This window comes from Mucilaginibacter sp. GW821-FHT07G05, from assembly GCF_059418565.1.
In genome coordinates, this window is sequence record NZ_JBWKQC010000007.1 from 1 (window position 1) to 21782 (window position 21782).

A 21782-nucleotide genomic window follows, 5' to 3' on the forward strand; every position below is an offset into this window, starting at 1 on the left:
TAACATACTAAGCGAAGCGATCTCATGAGCACCTATAAAAAACAAACAAACAGCGAATAAACCCTTGTCCAGCAAAAGGCTTCTATGCCGCACAGGCCATTACCCTGCAAATCGGTCAGAACTTCGGGCTGGAACTTTTGCCCCATGCTTCGCCGCGCTATTCCATCCCACATGCAACAAGTTCACTATGCCCGCCTTTGCGCTCTTGGCCTCCACGGTTCTGCCCGTTTCGCCCGAAGCTGCTTGCTGACGGGTAGAGTCCCTATCCAAAATGTCATTGCGAGGTACGAAGCAATCGCGAACTATACAGAGCGGTTTAGATGACGACGTGATTGCTTCGTTTCTACCCATGACGTGTTAAAAACTGTCATTCCACGCAGTGAAGAATCTTCTTCGCTATGCTTATCTGCGATAGATGCTTCGTTCCTCAGCATGACAGTGGAGGGTGTGAGCCATCGTCATTTTACCTTCAAAGTCTAAAAAGAATTAAAATTCTCGCAATGACACGGTTTTTTATACGGTTCCCGCGTTAGTGATGGTAGCGGATACCGGCCTTGTGCCTAATGCCTTGTGCGCGTATGAGCGTACAGCACGGGCCGAAGGCAACGCCCATGCTGTATTACGCTAAATAGCTTATTTACTCTACATTCAATTTCATATACTGCGAGCCGATGCCGCCCTGTAAGTCGGCGCCTTGTAGTATAACGGAGTATTTGCCGGCTTTGTCGCCTGTGTAAAATACTACCCTTGCCCTGCCTTTATCGTCGGTTACTATGTCGGGCGACCAGTAAATGGTGGTGCGCAGGTCGGGTTCGGTAGGTTTGTCTTTTACGGTGTATTTAGGGCTGTAAAAGTCACGGGCGTAAAGCGTGTATATCGGGCGATATTTAACCCGGTTAAGCGGACCAAAGTCATACCGGTATTGCCCGGTTTTAAAGCGTGTGGTTATTTCTATAATTCCCGCATCAAGATCGCGCCCTATAGCGCGGGCAAGGCGCCAGAAAACGTAATCGTCGCGGCCTTCTTCCCGATTATAACCCCATGGCTTAACAGAATTAGCAGCCATCGCTACTTTTTGCGCATCGGGACTGTAAGATGCAATACCAATTGAAGTACCTGATGGACCGATGCGTGTAAATTTGCGACTGGTCATCACCTCTACCCCAATATAAGAATCAACTGCATGCTCTTTCATCGCCGCTATAACACTTGCCACCGTGGGTACAGGGCCATCCACATTTAGCGATAGCGGAATGTTATCTATTTTGATCCCCATATAATATTTATCAAACATGATAGCCGGGAAACCATCTTTCATTACTACCCTAAAACCGGGTAGCTGCTGTTGTAAAAACTCGTACAGATCAATCACCCCGGCCTCTTTTATATCCTTTTCATCGAACACGATATCGGCATTTCCGGCCCCGTTGATATTATCGGAATGAGGAATCACTTTTCTGCCGGTAATGGTAACTCCTTTAAGTATCTGGCCCGAGTTTTTCGGCATTTCATCACCCAATTTCTCTATGGTGGCGTTAACAGCCCGTTGTGTAATGCTATCTGTATTTACAAACCATGGCTGCATGGGTGTTACCAGCTCATCGGGTATTGGGGCAGGTTCAAACCTGTCAACCGTAAGCTCACCGTAACGCATCATTTTACCTTTAGGTGTGCTGGCCACTATCAAAAATGAGGAGGTATCCAACAGCGGCAGATCTTTAAAGGTGTACACCCCTTTTTTATCGGTAAGTGTTTGTTTTATAAATACCGGTTTTTTTGACGATACCAACACCTGGGCACCTTCTACCGGTTTTTTGAACGCGCTAATCACCTTACCTGTAATTACAAATTGCTCCTCGGCCCTGAATTTCGGCTTGGTGGTTTTAAATACGTCTTTCCAGCTCAAACCAATCCATCCCTGGGTGAGCATCAGGTTATCGAGCGCTTTTAGGCGGTCGGCATTGCCGGGATTAAAGTAATAAGCGGGGTCTTCCACATACCCTTTCAAATCGGACGTTAGGAGCAGCGTTGTCGCTATATTGCTATTGCCAGCGGTATCGGCACGTACCTTTGAATCATCAGTTACGCTGAGCGAGAAGCTGCCTTCTTTAACCGGTTTCCCCTTACTGTCGTTCACCGCAAGGTTGAGTACCACGCTGTCTTTAGTAGCGTAAATAGGCTTATCTGCCGTTACGTTCAACTTAAACTGATCTTTATGATCAATAAACACAATTCTTTCGCTTACCGGGATGGTATCTTTAAAAAGGGTAAAGTGTACAATACCGCTCGGGAATATCTTTTTAGGTATGCTGTACGCGCCATCTTTGGGCTCAACCATACCTGAGTAGCTTACAAAATCGCGCGCTTCGCCTACCAGGCTATACTTATCCCTGCCTTTTAAGCCGGGCGAAAAGGCAAACTTAACGGTAAGGCTATCATCTTTTTCGCGGTTCTCAAAATGAATTACCGTGCCCTCGGCATTTACTTTTGGCAACTGGTAAACTACACCATTACCGTTAGGCGCATCTATACGGGCAGTGTATGTTTCGCCTGCAACCGGTGCCATTTCTACTGTACCCATGCCGTTGTGGGTAGTTTTAAAATCGCTCACCTTTTTATTTTGACTGTCGTAGATACCACCGCTGACATTGGCACTGCGGCCATCCTCATTTATGGCCTTAAATCCAACCGTTGAACTGATACCGGCAACCCAGTTACCACCTTCAGGAAAGAATTGCAGATCGATATTTTGCGGCCGGTTAAACAACAGCGGCACCGACTGCGTTTGGCCGCGTTCGCCTTTTTGGGTGTTTACTATATACAGGCGCAGGTTTTCGCTGCGCACCTTATCTTTTAAATCGAAAGCAAGATCAAGTTCGCCATTGGGGGTTGTTTTCAGGTCCTTACGTATTAAAACCTTATCTTTTTCCATCACAATGGCTTGTACGCTTTGCGAGGTAACAGGCTGCTTATTGAGCCTGGCAATATTCATTTTCACCTGCACCTCTGTTAAAGGCGCTTTATCTACCAATTGGGTATTGGCCTGTATCTGCCAGGTTTCGGCAGTGGGTTTGCCTATGTAAATGCGTTGTTTAAAAAAGCGATCTTCACTGAGGTTCTGCATCCAGTTGGTGTAGGCGCGCAGGGTGTAAGTACCTTCATGAAACTGCTTAACCGACAGCGGGATTTGTGCCCAGCCAATGCCATAACTTAGTGGAATGCTCACACGTTTTACGTTTACCAGGCTATCGTCGTTAAGCTCTACATACAGTAGCTGGCTTTTGTCTGATGCCGACAGGTCGCGTTTATCAAGCGTGTAGGCTTTAAACCATATCGTGTCGCCAATAAAATAAGTTGCCTTATCGGTATGGATGTATACCTTTTCGGGAGTTAAACGTTTTTGATAACGCTCTACCACGCTAATGAGGTGGCGCAAAGCGGGTGATTTGTCATTTTGCCCGAAAGACAGCTTTGATTGTATCAGCAATACAAGCACCAGGCATAAGCTTAAGTTCTTCATAATAGATGTGATTTACAGGTTTACAGTTTATCAGCTATTCTTTACCTAATGCAATGCCAAAACAAGTTGTTTTTTCGGGAAGAGTATTTAGGTACAAGTATAATTGGTAAATGTATGGGTATGACTGTTGTTATGAAATAAGGTTTAAGGAGGGATGTTAAAAAAATTGGGGAAAGTGATTAGAGCTCTTGTAAATATCGCTTTTGATAAAACAGCAACCGATAATACCGGGTCGTTATCTTTGATAACATGTTTAGAACTTGTATATTTGATTATTGCTTAAATGAAGATCAGTAAAAATGAATTACAGGATATCATTCTCCGAGATGAACAAACTGGCAGAGACAGCCAGCTCAAAACAGCCCAAAACTTCTTTAGAAGACATGCGGAAGCAAGTAAGCCGATTGAAGAACAGCAGCGTTTCAAAGATAAAGAAGCAGCAACAATCTTAGCTCTTGGCACGTAGTTGCCTAACTCAACAACTCCCTAACCACATAAGCAGGATCTCTAAAAAAATCGTTGTATGATTGAAACAGCTGGGTTTGCTCATACCGGCGGGGTTCCATGCCAAATTCGCTAAATTCATAGATGAGGGCATTAGGGTAAGCCAGCAAAATTGGCGAATGTGTGGCTATGATAAACTGCGATCCGGTGGCTATCAGTTCGTGCATTTTGATGAGCATAGCCATTTGTCGCGATGGGGAAAGCGCTGCCTCGGGCTCATCAAGTATATAAAATCCGTTCCCGCTAAAACGGTGTATGAACAAACTCCAGAAAGATTCGCCATGCGATTGCTCGTGCAATGAACGACCACCGTACGAGTCAATAATCTTGCCGCCCCCCAGCGGCTCGGCATCCATATTCTCAATTTCTGTGGCTACATTAAAAAAGCTTTCGCTCCGTAAAAAGTAACCGTCGCTGTGCCGTTGCGTTCCCCTTGATGTGGTGATATATTCGTGCAAAACAGAATGCGAAGGCCTGGTACCAAAGCTGAAATTAACAGAGCCGCCCTCCGGGTTAAAACCCGATGCCACCGCAATAGCCTCCAGCAGGGTTGATTTGCCGGTTCCGTTCTCGCCCACAAAAAAGGTTACAGCCGGGTTTATTTTAAGCCCGCTGTTGATTCTGAAGAATGGCAATGAAAAAGGGTACCGGTCAAGATCGGCATGCTCTTTCTTGAAGAATATGTTTTTTAGTTCGCCTTTGGAGATCATATGAATAAAAGTACAAACAGGCGGGCATACAAAGTTGTGGAATGCTAAAAACTAAGGATTTATTTTATAATTATGACGGAATAGCTGTTAAGATATATCTTTCATTAAAGCAAATCGTATAGGCAACTCACCCGGTCTACGCTTCGCTGGACCACCCTCTCTGCGCAAGCGCAAAGAGGGTTAGAAGAAATAAAAAACGCTCGTCGCCCTTCTTTCCGCTTGCGGAGGGAGGGGCGACGAGCGAAGCAATGTCGGGGTGAGTTGACACAATAGGGTATTCAATCTATCAACCGTCTAAATTGAAGGTTATACCTACAATGATCGCAGACTTACTACTTCACTGCAAACTCGGCCAATAACTTTTCATCATTGGCATTGCTGCCTAAAAACAATTTATAGTTACCCAGATATACTTTAAAGCGATGCGTTTTTAAGTCCCATTTTTGTAGTGCCTGCACGGGTATTTTAAACTCAACTGCCTGTTGTCCGTTTTTGTTAACGGTTACGCGCTTAAAGCCTTTCAGTTCCTTTAAGGGCATCCTGTCAATTGAAGGGTATTTAATGTAAGCCTGTACTACCTCGTCGGCATTTATGTTGCCTGTATTACTGATTGTTGCCTGTATAGTAATGGTATCTTTAGCGGTGTAGCTTTTTGCAGGTTGAGTGCCCCAATCGTATTTAAATGTGGTGTAACTTAAGCCAAAACCGAACGGATACTGTACCTCTCCGCCAAAATAGCGGTAGGTTCGGTTTTTCATGCTGTAGCTGTTATAGTCGGGCAGGTCGTTAATTGATTTATAGAACGTAACCGGCAGGTGACCTGATGGCGAAACATCGCCGAAAACAATGTCAGCCAAAGCGTTGCCGCCCTGCTCGCCCGGGTACCAGGCCAGTATAATAGCATCGGCATAGGGTTCAATGGCAGCAATATCCACATCGCTGCCTGCGGTTACAACCGCTATTATCGGCTTTTTAACTCCTTTGCGCAGTGCCTTTAAAAAGGCGATATCCTGCGCGGGGATACTCAGGTTTTTCTTGTCGCCGCCATTTTCTGCGAGGAACGCGTCGCCCGCTTCACCTTCCAGTACCGGGGTAAGCCCCACAACAGCAATGGTAACATCGGCATTGCCCGCGCCCCATATACCGCCAAAGTGAGTGGTATCTTTATTGCCCGCGCCTAAATCATATTCAACCCTTGTTGCCGGGCCAACGGCGGCTGTGATGCCCTCTACAAAATTCACCATTTTACTGCTCACCCCATGATAGCTCGCCACCAATGCATCCAGCGAAGCTGAATTTGGGCCCAATACCATGATACTTGAATAATCGGATTTTTTAAGTGGTAGCAAACTATTATCATTTTTTAACAACACCATACTCTGGCTCGCTACCTTACGCGCCAGGTTCACATGACTATCATTATGGATACTATCTGCCCCGTAGCTGTAAAACGGCGAGGCCTTAGGGTCATCAAAAAAGCCGAGTTTAAATTGCGTTTTCAGTAAGGTAGCCAATGCGATATTTACTTCTTTTTCGGTCAGTTTCTTCTGTTTGATGGCGTTCTCTATGTCCGATTGAAAAATGGAAGAACAATCGAGATTCACACCAGCCTTAATAGCTGCGGCGGCTACCTCTACTTTGTTAGGGAGTGTTTTATGGGTTAGATACACATCATCTAAAGCGCCGCAATCTGTCACCACATGGCCTTTAAAGCCCCATTCTTTACGCAACACATCGGTAAGTAAGGTTTTACTTACTGAAATGGGCACACCATTTACCCGGTTATAAGCACTCATTACCGATTCAACACCGGCATCAACCAGCTTTTTAAACGAATACAGATAGGTTTCGCGCAGGTCTTTTTCATCTACAAGTGCATCAAACGAATCGCGTGTAGCTTCGGGGCCGCTATGTGCTACAAAATGTTTGGCAGCGGCGGCGGCTTTAAGGTGTTTGGGATCGTTACCCTGCAAGCCCTGCACATAAGCGGTACCCATTAACGAGGTTAAGTATGGGTCTTCTCCATAGGTTTCCTGTCCGCGGCCCCAGCGTGGGTCGCGAAATATATTGATATTGGGCGACCAAAATGTTAAGCCCATATATTGAATATGCTGATCTTTAGCCAACGCGAGGTTATACTTCGCACGAGCCTCGGTCGATATTACGTTGGCTACCTCCTTCAGCAAATCATCATTAAACGTGGCAGCCATGGCTATAGCCTGCGGAAATACCGTCGCCTGCCCGGCACGCGCCACACCATGCAAGCCTTCGTTCCACCAGTTATAAGCCGGTATGTTAAGCCTTGGTACTGCCGCGCTGCGGTAGCCCAGCAATGAGGCTTTCTCGGCAAGCGTTAACCTTGATATCAGGTCGTTTACGCGTGTATCAATAGGTAGTGCAGGGTTCAAGTAGGGCTTTTGCTGCGCTTTAACCGCATCAGCGCCTAACAATAAAACAAACACGATAAATAAAAAGGAAGATCGTAATTTCATAAAGAATTTAACCATGAGGGTTGCTTAACCTGTATATAGTGAGTTTACCATGGCAAATGCCAACAGTTTAATAGCAGGACAATATAAATGCAATAATTGCCTACAGCATTGTAAAAAACAACAAGCGACTGATATTAAGGTGAACATCTATCTCCTTTTAGCGGATGATGTAAATTTATTTGAGATGGCTGTAGGCAATTAAACCACAAAAAGTGTTATTAACATGTACCTCATTATTCAACATCCATTTAAAAACGAAATAATATTACATGATACCATACCGATGGAAACCCGCTTTTGCGCTATTAGTACTAACCTTTTTAACCTCATGGTCTGCCGTTTTGCATGCACAGCAAACGGATGCCAAACTTCCGCTGATCCCCTACCCGCAGGAGGTACAAACCGGCACAGGTTCGTTCAAGGTCAGCGGCAGTACAACTATCAGCCTCACCGCAGGCAAGTTTGCAAATGAAGCCGCTTTACTGAATAGTTTGATACTGCAAAAAACAGGCAAAAGCCTAAAGGTAACTTCGGCAGGCACGGCAAACACCATTAAGTTGGTTACTGATGCAGGCATCACCAACCCGGAGGCATACAGCTTAACCATTACCCCGCAAGCCATTACTATTGCAGCTAAAGACGGAACAGGTATTTTCAGGGGGATTGAGACCCTGCGCCAACTGATGCCTTTTGGGTCGGCGCCGGTTGCTTCGTTCAGTTTACCGGTGGTAAAAATAAGCGATAAGCCTGCTTACGAATGGCGCGGGATGCATCTTGATGTATCGCGGCATTTCTTTTCTATAGCCTACATTAAACGTTACCTTGATTTGCTGGCGCTTTATAAATTTAACAAACTGCACCTGCACTTAACCGACGATCAGGGTTGGCGCATCGAGATAAAGAAATACCCTAAGCTTACCCAACTGGGGGCATGGCGAACCTTTAATAACCAGGATTCGGTCTGCATCGAGAAATCAAAGAACAACCCCGATTTCGCTATCGATCCGCAGCATATTATAGTGAAGAACGGTAAAAAACTTTACGGCGGCTTTTACACGCAGGCCCAAATGAAAGATGTGATTACCTATGCTGCAAAACGCCATATCGATATTATCCCGGAGATTGATATGCCGGGGCACATGATGGCGGCTATTAATAACTACCCTTTCTTATCGTGTGCTGGCGGCAGCAAATGGGGCGAGCTTTTCACAACGCCCATCTGCCCTTGTAACGAAAGCACCTTTGAGTTCGCGCAAAATGTGTTTGATGAGATCTTCGCGCTATTCCCAAGCAAATACATTCACATTGGCGGCGACGAAGTTGACCGTACCAGCTGGGGCGAATCTGAAACATGCAAAGCGCTGATGGCTAAAGAGGGCATTAAAACTACGGCCGAACTGCAAAGCTATTTCATTAACCGCATGGAGAAATACTTTAACAAGCATGGCAAAAAGCTGATAGGCTGGGATGAGATTTTGGAGGATGGCATAAGTCCTACCGCTATGGTGATGTACTGGCGCAGCTGGGTGCCAAACGCGCCTATAAAAGCGGCAAAAAACGGCAATAAGGTGATCATGACACCCGGTAACCCGCTTTATTTTGATAACGAGCCCGATCAAAATTCAATCTATAATGTATATCACTTTAATCCGGTGCCAAGCCAGTTGAACGCGCAGGAAGCCCAAAACATTATAGGTGCGCAGGCTAATACATGGAGCGAACGTATACCTACCGAGAACCGTGCCGACTACATGATCTTCCCGCGCATTACCGCGCTGGCAGAACGCTTGTGGACGAACACGCAGGATTACGATAACTACCTTGCACGGCTGGATAAACATTATTCGCTTTTAGAGGCATTGAAGGTTAATTACCGTGTGCCCGATTTTCCGGGATTGGTACAAAACAATGTGTTTACCGAATCAACTACGCTTGATGTTAAAAAGCCTTTGCCCGGCCTGAAATTATATTACACCCTTGATGGCAGCCTGCCCAATCAAAAATCTACTCAATTAACAGCACCTTTAAACATCAACCGTACGCAGCATATCCGCTTGCTGGGCATCACCCCATCGGGCATACGCAGCGATGTTTATGAGCTTAATTACGACAAGCAAACACTTGCCGAACCTGTTACCGCCAACAATGTAGCAGCGGGTTTAAACTGCAGTTATTTCCCTGCCTTTTTTAAGAAAAGCTCGTTAATAACAGGCACGCCTGCGGCCCAATATGTAGTAAACAGTGTTATTGTACCTGCCGAAGCTACCGCGCCAAGTTTCGGCCTGAAATATAGCGGGTACCTGGATGTGCCGTCAACAGGGATATATACTTTTTACCTTACCTGCGATGATGGCGGCATATTAAAAATTGCAGGCCGCACAGTGGTAGATAATGAGGGTATGCACTCGGCTATTGAAAAAGACGGACAGGTTGCCCTGAAACAAGGCCTGCAACCCATAGCGCTTGATTTTATTGAAGGCGGAGGCGGTTTCGCGTTAAAATTAAAATACAGTAAGGATGGCTCGGCACCTGCCGATGTACCATCAACATGGTTAAAACATTAATATCGGGCTGATCGTAATTTAATCAGCCAACAGGCTTTAACACTGCTTGCCCTGTTTTATTTTGTGCCGTAATAGCCGGCGCGCAAATAAACCACAGGGCAAGCAGTGTTCCATAACTTCCGCCGCGTTCAACCCACTCAAAAAGGAGGTGGTTGGGGTATAAAAGCTCTGTACCAATCTTCCAGATCAGGAAAGCGAAAAGTAAACTACGCGATGGGCGAATCAATATCAATATAGCCGCAACAATTTCGGTAATACCTGCTACTGTGGCTACCGTATTGGCCTGCTGAAAACCCAAACCGGTATATTGCCCTATCAGTCCCTTTTTATGCAGCAGGTTTAACCAGCCGTGGCCTGATAATAGCAAGAATGCCGCAATCCGCAGGCAGATACCCACCGTGCTTTTAATATTGAGATCAACATTACCGGATGGCTGGATTAAGGTAAACCATGTTTTAAACTTTGCCTGCATACCGCACAAAAGCAATAAAGCGAGCGGCGCGCCGTAATTGCCCGCGCGCTCAATCATTTCGGCAAAGGGCTCGCCTGATGCCGGGCGTAAAGAGGCCGTAAACAGCCCCCATATTACCAGCCACAAAGCAATGGCCCTTGTAGGGTACACCAGCATGCTGATGCCCATCAAAACATCAACAGCACCAACAAGGGGCATCAGTTTGTAGGCTGTAACAGCATCAATACCAAAAACGGCAAAGTAATTACACCATACCGCCTTAGTAATTATACCAAAGGCGCCATGCCCTATAAAGCACATGGCTACCGCTACACGCAAAGTATAATAAACCGGTTTGGCTGCCCCGGGCAATGCAGATGGTGCAAACATCTTAAATTAGTTATTTAAATTTAGGTGCGGAGTAAGGCCTGTCGGCAGGTTTTACGCCCCATGTTAAACTTGGTTTCGGCCCCATTTCAAAAATTAAGGTGCCGCCTTTTATCAGGTCGGCATGTGATATATAGCTTTTTGTGTAGGGTTTGCCGTTATATTTTACGCTTTGAATATACTTATTTTGCTCGCTGTTATTGCGGGCAATCAGCGTGAATTTTTTGTTATCTGCCAGGCTAATAGTAGCCTCATCAAACAGCGGACTGCCAAAAACATAGTTGCCGTTGGCCGGATTTACCGGGTAAAAACCCAGCGATGAAAACACATACCAAGCCGACATCTGCCCAACATCTTCGTTACCTATTATACCATCTGTTTTATCGGTATAAAAATCTTTAACTATGCCGCGTACCTTTTCGGCGGTTTTCCATGGCTGCCCTGCGTAGGCGTACATATAGGTAATGTGGTGGCTCGGTTCGTTACCATGCGCGTACTGCCCTATCAAACCCGAAATATCATTAGATGCTTCCGGCCCCATATCGCCCTTGGCTACAAAAAACTGATCGAGCTTGGTTACAAATGCTTTATCGCCGCCTAATAATTTTATCAGCCCTTCCACATCCTGTGGTACCAGCCAGGTGTATTGCCACGAGTTACCCTCGGTAAAATCGCCGTGGATATGGCGCGACTGGAAAGGATCGAACGGTTCGCGAAATGCTGTTTTTGACAAGCGGGCACGCATGAAACATGTTTTGGTATCAAAGTAGTTTTTATAGTTGTTCCCCCTTTTCAGGAAGTAGTTGTAATCAGCCACGTTACCCAGCTTTTTGGCCATTTGCGCAATACACCAGTCGTCAATAGCATACTCCAAACCCATCGATACCGACTCGGCAGTGCTATCGGCAGGTATAAAGCCTAAGTTTTTTACGTAATTAATGCCACGCTCCTCTTTCATCGCGGTAGCTTTAACCGCCTCGTAGGCTAATTTGGCATCAAAACCTTTGTAGCCCTTTAAAAACGCGTCAACCACAATGGGTACGGCGCTGTAACCCACCATACAATCGGTTTCGTTAGCCATTAAATGCCATACCGGTAGTTTGCCTTGCTGCTGATAGATGGCCAGCATGGTATTAATCATATCGTTTACGCGCTGCGGCTGCAATACGGTAAACAAAGGATTGGCCGCCCGGTAGGTATCCCATAACGAAAAGGTGGTAAGATTAGTAAAACCTGCATTTTTATGTACCACCTTATCTGTCCCCCAGTATTCGCCGTTAACATCGTTAAAAACAGATGGCGCTATCATGGTGTGGTACATGGCGGTGTAAAACACCTTCTTTTTAACATCGTCGGTAGTTTTTACAGCTACTTTACTAAACTCTTTATTCCAATCGGCATTGGCGGCGGTAACTGTTTTGTTAAAATCCCAGCCGGGTAGTTCGGTTTTAATGTTGAGCATGGCATTGGCTATACTTACCGGCGATATACCTACCTTAACATATATTTTTTCGTTATCGGCAGTGGCAAAAGTGGCCACCCCTTTTACCTTATTGCCGGTAACCGCTTTGCCATCGCGGGCGGTGCTATCATAAACGGTGAAGTTTTTTACCGGTTTTGATAATATCATGGTGAAATAAATACGCTGATCTTTTGCCCATCCCTTAGAATAGCGATAGCCTGTAATGGTAGTATCGTTCACCTGTTGTACCGATGTTTCGGTAGGCGCATCCCAGCCTATCCCCTGTTGCAGATCGATCACGATGTGAGCCTGGTCGGTTTTAGGGAAGGTATATTCGTGAAAGCCCACCCTTTTAGTAGCGGTAAGCTTAACCCCTACATTATACCGCTGCAATTTTACGGCATAATACCCCGGGAACGCGGTTTCATCTTTATGGCTGAACTTGGATACGTAGCCAGCTTCCATATTGTTAAGGCTGCCTTTGTACACCTTGATGTCGCCGGTGGTAGGCATCAGCACAATATCGCCCAGGTCGCCGATACCGGTACCGCTTAGGTGGGTATGGCCGAAGCCGATAATAGTTGAATCGGATATATGGTAGCCCGAGCACCAGTCCCACCCTTCGGAAAGGTTGGCCGGCCCTAACTGAACCGCACCGAAAGGCACATTAGCCCCCATAAACACATGCCCGTGAAAACCCGTACCAATAAACGGATCAACATATTTGGCAAGCCCGGTTGCTACCTGGCTGTACACACTTGCCGAAGTACAGGCGGCAAGCAGCAATAAACAGAACTTTTTCATTTAATATTTTTTGGAAGCTTATTATTTAAGCTGATCAATTTTAAAACGTAATAACTCTACCGATTCTTTTTGGCGCGATATGATAATATACATATAAGCGCCGTCAATTATACTGAAGGGATAGCCATATTGCCCGCCTTTCCATAAGCCTTCTTTTTTCAGATGATATAACTCATCGCTAACGATATAATTGTGGTTGAAGGTTTTTTCATCACTGGCAATGCTTAACACCAGCGGGTTACGATCATAATGGTGCAGGGTATCGAGGATACCCACGTAATACGTGCGGCCATCGGCCAGGTGCCCGAAATGGAATTTGCTGTCGTTATCAGTAAACGTGGTTTCGGTTGGTGCCGACCAGCTTTGCCCGTTAGTTTTACTTTCGGTTAGCCAAAGGCGGCCCTTCCAGCCCTTACCTGTTACCCGCAGCAGCATGTGTATTACCCCATTTGCCGATTGATAGAAAGCACCCTCGCACAAGGGCGGATAACCACTTTTTTCGGCAGGGGCGTAAAAGGTTGAGGGGTTATCTTCGGTATACATTTTCTGCGGATAAAAGCTGCTCATCTTCCAGCCGCTTATCCCCGAAGGATCATCGGTATAAGGAAACGTGAAGTTACCGCAAATGAGCAACCTGCCGCTCTTTAATTTTTGCGGCCCATGGTTGGGTATAACCGGGATGTGCAGATCAATAGGCGCGCTCCAATGTTCGCCATCGGTTGATGTTTTTGCCCACAGTTTAGTTTGGGTGCGATATTTGGTGTATTCGCCATAGTAGGCCACCAAGGTACCGTTATACTGGTACAGCCCGGCCGCGGTAAGTACGTTGAGTGTATCGTTGTATTTTGAGGGATCGGCCAGTACGGCGGGCGCGCTCCAGTGCTTAAAATCTTTAGATACGGCGTATACTACCCGCTGCCCGGGAGAATCTTCATCCTTAATTCCGTTGGACCATAGGGCGATAAGCTTCCCCTTAAACCTGATCACCGACTGATGGTGCGAATACAGCCAGCTATCGCCGGGAGTAAACACCATACTGCGTTCAATATTTAAGCGCTTGATATGGTTATCGCTATGGTAATTATTGGTGATGTTAGCCTGCTGACCAAAGCCTGTTAAAGCCAGGGCAGTTACTAACCAAGCCGTTAAAAAAACACTTCTCATATCATTAAACCCCGGCACTGCTCGTCTTGAGGGCGTTCAGCACATCATCATTAGGCGAACCGAATAATGATACCCCTGCCGCGCCTTTGCTTAGCGCCAATGTAATACCTTGTTTTACTTCGTCAATATTATTAAAATCGGACAGGAACAAGCCTGCATACAGCGGGAACTTGTTATTTAAAAAATGGACACCTTCGGTTACGGCATCGCCTATCCAGCCTACCTTTTCTTTATAAAAGCCGTGGTATATCATGGGGCAAATACCGTTGAGGTTCCAGTTTGTCCAGTCTTGCCGTACGTTGCGGCGGGCTATTTCGGGCGTAGGGAACACAGCCGCTGTAATTTGTTTTTTATGCGCCCCGGCCACTTTTGCAATGCCATTTACTACATTATTGATGGCATTATACCTGAACAAGCGCCACGAAAGGCTGGCCTCCGGGTACTCAATTGTATTAAGCGGTGTACCATACTGCTCATTAAACTTTTTTTGGCAATCATCGCAATAACAGTAATCATATTCGGGCAGTTCGCGGGTTTGCTCTATCTTATACTTGTCCCATAAATTAACGGGCAGTATCACATCGCAAAAGCGGATATAATCTAAATGGATGCCGTCAACATAATCCTTATCCAAAATGCTGTTTACCTGGTTCGACAGGTATTCGAGTACTTCGGGTTTTGAAGGGCACAACCAGCGGTAATAACCCACGTAAGGCGGTTTATCCACGCACGATTCGCCCTTCCTGTTTTTGGCATACCATTCGGGATGGGCGGCCATCAGTTCTTTTTCGCCGCGGTTCATGGTCCACATCCAGCGGTGCGCTTCCAGCTTTTGCGCCTTAGCTGTACGGAAGTGCATTTCGCTATCGGCTTCAAAAAAGATCCCGCGGATACCGGCATCGTAATACTTTTTATAGGTGGCGCTTAACTGTTCGGGCGTATCCTTCATATCCGGATTTATCCAGAGCCAGTGTTTATACGCTTTCTTTTTTACAGGGCTTAAACTATCGGCACTGCCTTTAAGCGGTACCGAAGCGGCTGCAAGGCCCAACAAACTTGTTGTAACAAAATTCCTTCTGTTTATCATGGCGTGTATGTTTGTGTTTTTACCAGTCCTTCATCGTTAATAATCAGCATATCACCTGCCTGCGTATTTATAGCGGCGGCAAACTGCCTGGCCGAAGCTGTTAAGTTGAGTTGATTTACCTTACCATCTATATCAACCTCAGCAGGCAGACCTAAAGCCGGCAAATCAATGGCGTATTTTTTATTCTTTGCAAAAAACTCTTTCTGTTTGTAGTAAACCAGCCATAACCACTGCCTTTGCTTTTCGCTGTAAGGCATGGTAAAGGTTTGGCCCGTGTTATGGCTAAATTGCAGGTAGCCCCAGCGTTCGGGGCAGTGCATATTTATCACCCCCTGCGGCGACCATACCCAATTCCGTTCGGGCAGGTTTTTCCCGCTGTTATCCTTTAGTTTAACATTTTTACCGTTCACGATTTTGGTATCCCACTCCACCCGCGAAAAATTGATACGCCAGGTTGCGCCCTCTTTTGGTATGCCGGTATTAAAACCAAACATTAGGGCTTTCATGGGGATGGCCATTTCTACCGTCCAGCCTTTATCGGTATCTTTTGTGTTGTTGAGCGTACCTTGTACGGTTACCGCACTTTTTAACCCGGCAATATCCCAACTGATGAGGGCATCGCCGCCGTTGCGGTATGGTTTTGATAAAAAGAGGTCGAATATTTTATTAAGCGCGTTTACCTCAATCTCAAAATACTGGTGCGTATCATTATCAGGGTCGATGAAGATCTCAAAATCATTATCCTTATAAATAATATCATCGTGATGGGTTTGCGTGGCCCATACCTGCGGCTCAACCATTTTGGCAGCGATAAATAAAGTGCTGTCGTTCCAAAGCATTTTCACCTTGGTATCAAAAGCAGGCAGCGGTTTGGCAGCCCCTTCAATATCTACAAAGCTGCTTGTCCATTCGGCTTTTTGCCAGTCGCTCTCCTGCAATATACCATCAACCTTAATAGCATTAGAGATATGCTGTACAACATAGCTTTTAGGCTGCGTAAACATGGCTTCAAAGCCTTTAAATTCGCTTTGCGCAAAAACGGAATCGCGGCCGCACAATAAGAAAGCAACAAGCGCTACGCTATATTTAATGGCAGATATCCTCATTATTAATTAGCTTTTTTGCCTGCCAAACCTGTTTTATGCCCATTGGTAGCATAATACAATATGAACAAATAGCAAGGCACCAATACAAAGTAAGCCGAGCTGGCATTGAACTTACCTACCAGCAAACCATATATTGGCGGTATAACCGCGCCGCCCGCGATGGCCATGATCATCATTGATGACCCTATTTTGGTGAAACGCCCCAACCCTACTATTGCCAGCGGCCATATAGCCGGCCACATTAATGAATTGGCCAAACCAAGCAAAGCGATAAATAACACCGATATATAGCCATGTGTAAAAATAGCCGCCAGTGAAAACATCAGCCCCAGCACAGCCGATACTTTAAGCGCGGCCTGCTGACTGAAATATTTAGGGATGCAGATAATACCGGCCACGTAGCCCAATATCATACACAACAATGTACAGGTAGTAAAAAACTTGGCTGTATCCAGCGGAATGCCCTGCGATGAACCGTAGCCGATGATGGAATCGCCTGCCAAAACCTCGGCACCTACGTACAAAAACAAGGTTAACACACCCAAAAGCAGGTATGGAAAGTGAAAGATGCTCGTTTTATTTACGTTAGCGATGGCTGTGCTTTCGTCCTCTTTATCGGTATCAATTTCCGGCAGTGATGAAAACACTACCGCTATGGCCAGTATCACCAGGATAACGATGATACAGATATAAGGCGTTATAACACGGCTCGCCAATATATTAAGTTCAACAACTTTTTCTGAATCGGTCATGGTTAGCAGGCGTTCCTTTAAAGCATCGGTATCTTTTAGGGCGATGGCACCTAATACGATGGGGGCAAGCGCGCCTGCAATTTTATTACAGATCCCCATTATGCTGATACGTTTGGCGGCGCTTTCAATAGGCCCCAAAATGGTGATGTAAGGGTTTGATGCCGCCTGCAATACAGTAAGCCCCATGCCCTGCACAAATAAACCCAGCAGGAAAATAGCATAGGTGCGCGTTAGTGCCGCGGGTATAAACAACAAGGCACCGGCGGCCATTACCGCCAACCCTATCGACATGCCTTTTTTAAAGCCGATCTTTTTCAGCAACCAGCCCGAAGGGATAGCCATTATAAAATAAGATATGTAAAAAGCGAAGGCTACCAGGTACGATTCAAAATCGGTTAGCTGGCAGGCTATCTTTAAATACGGAATAAGTACCGAGTTCATCCAGGTAACAAACCCGAACACGAAGAACAGCGCGCCTATAATGTATATGGCCCCGCCCGTTTTTTTTGTTTCAACAGTTTCTATTTCTGCCGCCTGCGTTAGTGTGCTCATGTTATGGTGGTTAAATTAATATGGGGTATCAGTTAGCTATTTGTATGGTTTGTTCCTTTAAATTCCAGCCGTAAACACTTACTGCCGGTAAGGTTTTGTACTGCGCGGTATCATAAGTAATGGTTACCGTTTTGCTTTGACCCGGCAATACCGATACATAGTTATCGCTGTAAAAAACAGGTAGTAAGCGTTTGCCGCCCTGTGCTTCAACCAATGATAAACGGTTGAAGAATGCAAGTGGAGCGTTCTCTGGATTGGTAAGCGTGACTTCTATTTTGCCCGGCACTGTTTGCTTAGCTACAGTTTTCACCTGCGACGCCGGCATTTTTTGCAGCCCCGAGTACATGCCTTTTTCATCGGCTACCCAGTAAATATTTTCGCTGATCACTTTTTTATCATGATCTACCAGTTGCAGCATCAGGAAAGCGCCCTCTTCTTTAGCGGCCTCGTCCAGTTGTTTTTTAACCGACAGGTACCTCTTTGTGATAGTTTCGGTAACGTCGGAGAAAACCTGCGTGATCATGGTTTCCTTACCCGCCATGTTGAAAATTTTGGCTACCAGCATCATATTGGTATGTGCCTTAAAGGTATTATTGGCTACCATTACCATACCGTCGCCGGGATTGTACATGATATGCAGCGGCTGGCTGCCATTGTGCAGGCCATACAAACAGGCATTAGGGTCGAGGTAATAATCATACATCTGCCCGCGCATGGAAGTCCACGGGTTTTGTGTTTTCCAGATGATCACGCCTGTATACCAATCCCACATATGCGAACTGAAACCTTCCATCAGGCCCCGGTACTGATCGTAGTTTACCAGCTGCGCTTTGGCTGTAAAATCGGTAGCGTCTTTTGGTTTACCGTACTTATTGATAACGGCATCGTAACCTATGTATTTATGGTAATCCCAAACCGGGTCTGTTTTTGTTTTGCCGTTGGCCTCGTCAAACTCGGGCAGTGCCTCCATATTGGCCGCGGGCATAAAGCGTTTTAACGATTCGATATCGCCAACCCCAACCGAGCCAACCTCGGAGTTAAAAGGAAAAGTTTTAAAATCCCAGAATACCGAAAGTGGCTGAATGCCGTAAGGCCCGTCGCCGTTGCCACCCAATACATTGCGCGACATGGTTTCGGAGTTAGAATATTCAATGAACCAGCGGGTATTATCCAGTTGCGGCATAATCTTGTCGCGCAGGGCTATCAATATATCTTCGGGCGGGGTGATCTCATTACCACCGCACCACATAGCCAGCGACGGATAGTTACGCACCATCTTCACTTGGTCAATTACCGATTCAAGGTACAGGTTATGGTCATCCGGGTACTTGCGGCGTGTCCACTGATCTTCCAGCTTCATCGGGTCAACCCAGCGGCCATTGCAATCGCCCGATCCCCAAAGATCCTGGAAAACCAACAGGCCGTATTTGTCGCAGGCCTCGTAAAATTCGGGGCGTTCAATCAGTGCGCCTCCCCAAACCCTTATCAGGTTAAGGTTCATATCACGGTGAAAACGTACTTCGGCATCGTAACGCTTATCGGTAAAGCGCAGCATGGCGTCAGAGATGATCCAGTTGCCGCCTTTTATAAATATTTTTTGCCCGTTAACATTTACCTGCTTGCTTTCGGTCTTGTCGTTCCATTGGGTAGTGATCTGGCGTACGCCTACTTTAATCTCTTCCTGGTCAGACACCTTGCCGCCTGCTACAAACTGTAATTTTACAGGATACAGGTATTGCTCGCCGTAACCGTTTGGCCACCATAGTTTGGGATTATTAAGGGTATAATCGTCAAGCTGTACCGTTTGCATCGATTTAGCTTTCAGCGTCACTTTTTTCGCAACCGGTTTGCCGTCGATACTATATTGCAGCGTACCGGTAACAGGTACGTCGGCGGCATTTTCAACATCGGCACTCATTTGTATGATAGCCGGTTGTTGCGGCCCTTCGGGGTTACGTACCCCTTTTACAAGCGTAATCACATGCGGGTCTTTTATGGCTACCGCGCCTGTGCGCTCAATGGTCACCTTATCCCATATCCCGGTATTGCGGTCGCGGATAGGTTGTATCCAGTCCCAGCCGGCGGTGTATTGCAGGCCAACGCCTTTGGCAATAGTACCATCGCCGCCCTGCCCGCCATTGGCATTGCCAACCACATCGGGCGGATAAACGATAACGGCCAAACGGTTGTTGCCGTCTTTAGCTATCCATTTGGTTATGTTATAACGCTGGCGTAAAAACATACCCTTATGCAGTTTCGCGTTAAGTTTATGCCCGTTCAGGAACACATCGCAGCTGTAGTTAACGCCACGCAGGTTCAGATAAACCTGGTTAGTGCCCGCGGGAGCCGCTTCTTTAAAATCTTTTGAAAACCAGTAGGTATAATAATCGCGACCGGTTTTATAAATATCGGGGATATGTTCGTTATTTAGTCCGTAGAATGGGTCGGGCACCTGCTTGTTATTTAGCTGTGAGGTTAAAACCGTTCCGGGTACTGTAGCATTCTCCCATGAGGTAAGGGCGAAGTCTGTTTTAGATATCACGCTTCCGTTACTGCTTACATCTGCTGCCTTTTTCAGCTTCCAGCCGCTGTTAAGTTCATACTCTGTTTGAGCGAACGCCGTGTTGATGCTGCCTGCCAACATAACAATCCCCAAACAAACCTTAAAAAGTGACGCAACCGGCAATGCCGTACAATTTAAATTCCTTTTTTTCAAAACTGATAATTACTGTTAATGAATGATTTAATTGAAAGGTAAGGTTATTTGTATTCTATTTTTATGCAGCCTGCTTCTAACAGGCCTGCTTTATTATATGCTGTAGCGTAGTTAGCCACAGTGATGCCTGTGGCAGACTTTTTCCACTTTAAGGCTTGTTTACCACCCAAAAGGGTTACTTTTTTAACACCATTAATACCGGGCAAATCAATGTTTACTTCGGCAGGTACGGCTTTCGTCTTATCGTTTGCCAGTACATAAATATAAACTATTTGCTTGTCTTTTGATTTGGTATAATACACATTGCCATTACCATAAGGGGCTACCGCGCGTGAGTTATAGATCCCTTCGCCGTTTATGGTGATCCAGTTGCCAATAGCATCAAGGCGTTTGTAAGCTTCCGGATCCCAGTCGCCATCCGGACCGGGGCCAATGTTCATCAGCAAGTTACCTCCACGAGATACGATCTTCACCAATAACTCTATAATATCATGTGCCGATTTGTAATGATCGTCGGGTACGTAACTCCACGAATTACCCATGGTGATACAACTTTCCCACGGATAGCTCAACGGTTTTTCGGGTACTTCCTGCTCGGGCGTGGTATAGTTTTCAAATTCGCCGGGAACGGTACGATCAACCACTATTAAACCGGGCTGGTTTTTACGGGCCATGGCCACAATTTTAGGCATATCTATATCCTGATCGAATTGAATGGTGCGCTGCCATTCAACCGCGGTATCAATGGTAGCCTTTGGCCTCACCCAACCGCCATCAAGCCATAGTATATCTACCAGGCCATAACCCGTCATTAACTCCTGAATTTGGTTGTAAGTGAAATCCTTAAACTTGTTCCAGTTTTCGGGATGCTTGGCAGGGTCGTAATTCACGTTCCTGTCTTTAGGCGGAAAGTATGGCCACCAGTAATCTTTTGAATGCCAGTCGGGCTTGGAGAAGTAAGCGCCTATCATAAAGTCCTTCTTTTTAAAGGCCGAAAAGATTTCTTTGGTAACGTTGGCTTTAGGGTTAGTAGAGAAAGGCGTTTTGGCATCCGTAATTTTATAGTCCGACTGTCTGGTATCAAACATGGCGAAACCATCGTGGTGCTTGGTGGTAAAAACCACATACTTCATACCGGCATGTTCGGCAGCCTTAACCCATTTATCCGGGTCGAATTTTGTAGGATTAAACGTGGTTTGCAGGTTTTCATAAGCCTTTACATACCCGTTATAAGTGGCACCGTAAGGGTCTTTACGCTGCGTCCATCCTTCGTCTTCGGGGCAAATACTCCAGCTTTCAACCACGCCCCATTGGCTGTAGGTTCCCCAGTGCATAAACAGGCCAAACTTTAGGTCCTGCCATTGATCGAGTTTCTTAAGTACGGCCGCGTCGGTTGGTTTCTGGTATTTTTTTGAAATATCGTGCACCTGCGCAGCGGCCAAAAAGCCATTTAACAGAAATGCCGATAACAGCGCTATCAATTTAAAAGGGGTAATATTTTTATGCATTAT

13 protein-coding genes and 1 pseudogene are annotated in these 21782 nt (G+C 46.0%); 2 read left to right on the forward strand and 12 right to left on the reverse strand.

Annotated elements, in window-relative coordinates; genetic code table 11:
* Positions 1-637: 637 nt before the first annotated feature.
* Positions 638-3520: a carboxypeptidase-like regulatory domain-containing protein gene (locus AC07NA_RS17525; protein ID WP_494898897.1), complete on the reverse strand. Its 2883-nt coding sequence runs from the start codon at positions 3518-3520 to the stop codon at positions 638-640.
* A 283-nt stretch (positions 3521-3803) separates the two neighbouring features.
* Between AC07NA_RS17525 and AC07NA_RS17530 the strand changes: the two genes are divergently transcribed.
* Positions 3804-3986 (forward strand): hypothetical protein, encoded by a 183-nt coding sequence (locus tag AC07NA_RS17530; protein ID WP_494898898.1) that lies wholly within the window; start codon positions 3804-3806, stop codon positions 3984-3986.
* 4 nt (positions 3987-3990) lie between these two features.
* Here the strand turns inward: AC07NA_RS17530 and AC07NA_RS17535 are convergent, their stop codons facing one another.
* From AC07NA_RS17535 to AC07NA_RS17545, 3 genes and pseudogenes are all read right to left on the reverse strand, one after another.
* A complete protein-coding gene (locus tag AC07NA_RS17535; RefSeq protein ID WP_494899112.1) occupies positions 3991-4380 on the reverse strand; it encodes an AAA family ATPase in 390 nt (129 codons plus the stop codon).
* 84 nt (positions 4381-4464) lie between these two features.
* A pseudogene (locus tag AC07NA_RS17540) lies at positions 4465-4650 on the reverse strand (AAA family ATPase); the annotation flags it as partial.
* 416 nt (positions 4651-5066) lie between these two features.
* The gene (locus tag AC07NA_RS17545) at positions 5067-7226 is read right to left on the reverse strand and encodes a glycoside hydrolase family 3 N-terminal domain-containing protein (RefSeq protein WP_494898899.1); all 2160 of its coding nucleotides are present in this window, start codon (positions 7224-7226) and stop codon (positions 5067-5069) included.
* Between the two features lie 269 nt (positions 7227-7495).
* On the opposite strand from AC07NA_RS17545, the gene AC07NA_RS17550 reads away from it, so the two are divergent.
* Positions 7496-9790: a family 20 glycosylhydrolase gene (locus AC07NA_RS17550; protein WP_494898900.1), complete on the forward strand. Its 2295-nt coding sequence runs from the start codon at positions 7496-7498 to the stop codon at positions 9788-9790.
* A 22-nt stretch (positions 9791-9812) separates the two neighbouring features.
* Here the strand turns inward: AC07NA_RS17550 and AC07NA_RS17555 are convergent, their stop codons facing one another.
* The 8 genes from AC07NA_RS17555 to AC07NA_RS17590 are packed head-to-tail and all read right to left on the reverse strand — an operon-like array spanning position 9813 to position 21779.
* Complete coding sequence (locus AC07NA_RS17555) at positions 9813-10631, reverse strand: hypothetical protein (protein WP_494898901.1); 819 nt, start codon at positions 10629-10631, stop codon at positions 9813-9815.
* Between the two features lie 10 nt (positions 10632-10641).
* Positions 10642-12894 carry a GH92 family glycosyl hydrolase gene (locus AC07NA_RS17560; RefSeq protein ID WP_494898903.1) on the reverse strand — a complete coding sequence of 751 codons (2253 nt, stop codon included), beginning with the start codon at positions 12892-12894 and terminating at the stop codon, positions 10642-10644.
* 21 nt (positions 12895-12915) lie between these two features.
* Positions 12916-14058 carry an exo-alpha-sialidase gene (locus tag AC07NA_RS17565; protein ID WP_494898904.1) on the reverse strand — a complete coding sequence of 381 codons (1143 nt, stop codon included), beginning with the start codon at positions 14056-14058 and terminating at the stop codon, positions 12916-12918.
* Between the two features lie 4 nt (positions 14059-14062).
* Positions 14063-15145 (reverse strand): family 10 glycosylhydrolase, encoded by a 1083-nt coding sequence (locus AC07NA_RS17570; RefSeq protein WP_494898905.1) that lies wholly within the window; start codon positions 15143-15145, stop codon positions 14063-14065.
* Positions 15142-16251, reverse strand: coding sequence for a carbohydrate-binding family 9-like protein (locus AC07NA_RS17575; RefSeq protein WP_494898906.1), 1110 nt, complete (start codon positions 16249-16251; stop codon positions 15142-15144). The genes AC07NA_RS17570 and AC07NA_RS17575 overlap by 4 nt, the downstream gene beginning before the upstream one ends.
* Positions 16252-16253: 2 nt before the next feature.
* A complete protein-coding gene (locus tag AC07NA_RS17580; protein ID WP_494898907.1) occupies positions 16254-17555 on the reverse strand; it encodes a sugar MFS transporter in 1302 nt (433 codons plus the stop codon).
* Positions 17556-17583: 28 nt separating this feature from the next.
* Complete coding sequence (locus AC07NA_RS17585) at positions 17584-20271, reverse strand: glycoside hydrolase family 2 protein (protein ID WP_494898908.1); 2688 nt, start codon at positions 20269-20271, stop codon at positions 17584-17586.
* Positions 20272-20315: 44 nt separating this feature from the next.
* Positions 20316-21779 carry an alpha-L-fucosidase gene (locus AC07NA_RS17590; protein WP_494898910.1) on the reverse strand — a complete coding sequence of 488 codons (1464 nt, stop codon included), beginning with the start codon at positions 21777-21779 and terminating at the stop codon, positions 20316-20318.
* Between the last annotated feature and the right edge of the window lie 3 nt (positions 21780-21782).

Coding starts and splice junctions, on each gene's coding strand:
- AC07NA_RS17525 (WP_494898897.1), bottom strand. CDS start 3,520: ATGAAGAACTTAAGCTTATGCCTGGTGCTTGTATTGCTGATACAATCA.
- AC07NA_RS17530 (WP_494898898.1), top strand. CDS start 3,804: ATGAAGATCAGTAAAAATGAATTACAGGATATCATTCTCCGAGATGAA.
- AC07NA_RS17535 (WP_494899112.1), bottom strand. CDS start 4,380: ATGGATGCCGAGCCGCTGGGGGGCGGCAAGATTATTGACTCGTACGGT.
- AC07NA_RS17545 (WP_494898899.1), bottom strand. CDS start 7,226: ATGAAATTACGATCTTCCTTTTTATTTATCGTGTTTGTTTTATTGTTA.
- AC07NA_RS17550 (WP_494898900.1), top strand. CDS start 7,496: ATGATACCATACCGATGGAAACCCGCTTTTGCGCTATTAGTACTAACC.
- AC07NA_RS17555 (WP_494898901.1), bottom strand. CDS start 10,631: ATGTTTGCACCATCTGCATTGCCCGGGGCAGCCAAACCGGTTTATTAT.
- AC07NA_RS17560 (WP_494898903.1), bottom strand. CDS start 12,894: ATGAAAAAGTTCTGTTTATTGCTGCTTGCCGCCTGTACTTCGGCAAGT.
- AC07NA_RS17565 (WP_494898904.1), bottom strand. CDS start 14,058: ATGAGAAGTGTTTTTTTAACGGCTTGGTTAGTAACTGCCCTGGCTTTA.
- AC07NA_RS17570 (WP_494898905.1), bottom strand. CDS start 15,145: ATGATAAACAGAAGGAATTTTGTTACAACAAGTTTGTTGGGCCTTGCA.
- AC07NA_RS17575 (WP_494898906.1), bottom strand. CDS start 16,251: ATGAGGATATCTGCCATTAAATATAGCGTAGCGCTTGTTGCTTTCTTA.
- AC07NA_RS17580 (WP_494898907.1), bottom strand. CDS start 17,555: ATGAGCACACTAACGCAGGCGGCAGAAATAGAAACTGTTGAAACAAAA.
- AC07NA_RS17590 (WP_494898910.1), bottom strand. CDS start 21,779: ATGCATAAAAATATTACCCCTTTTAAATTGATAGCGCTGTTATCGGCA.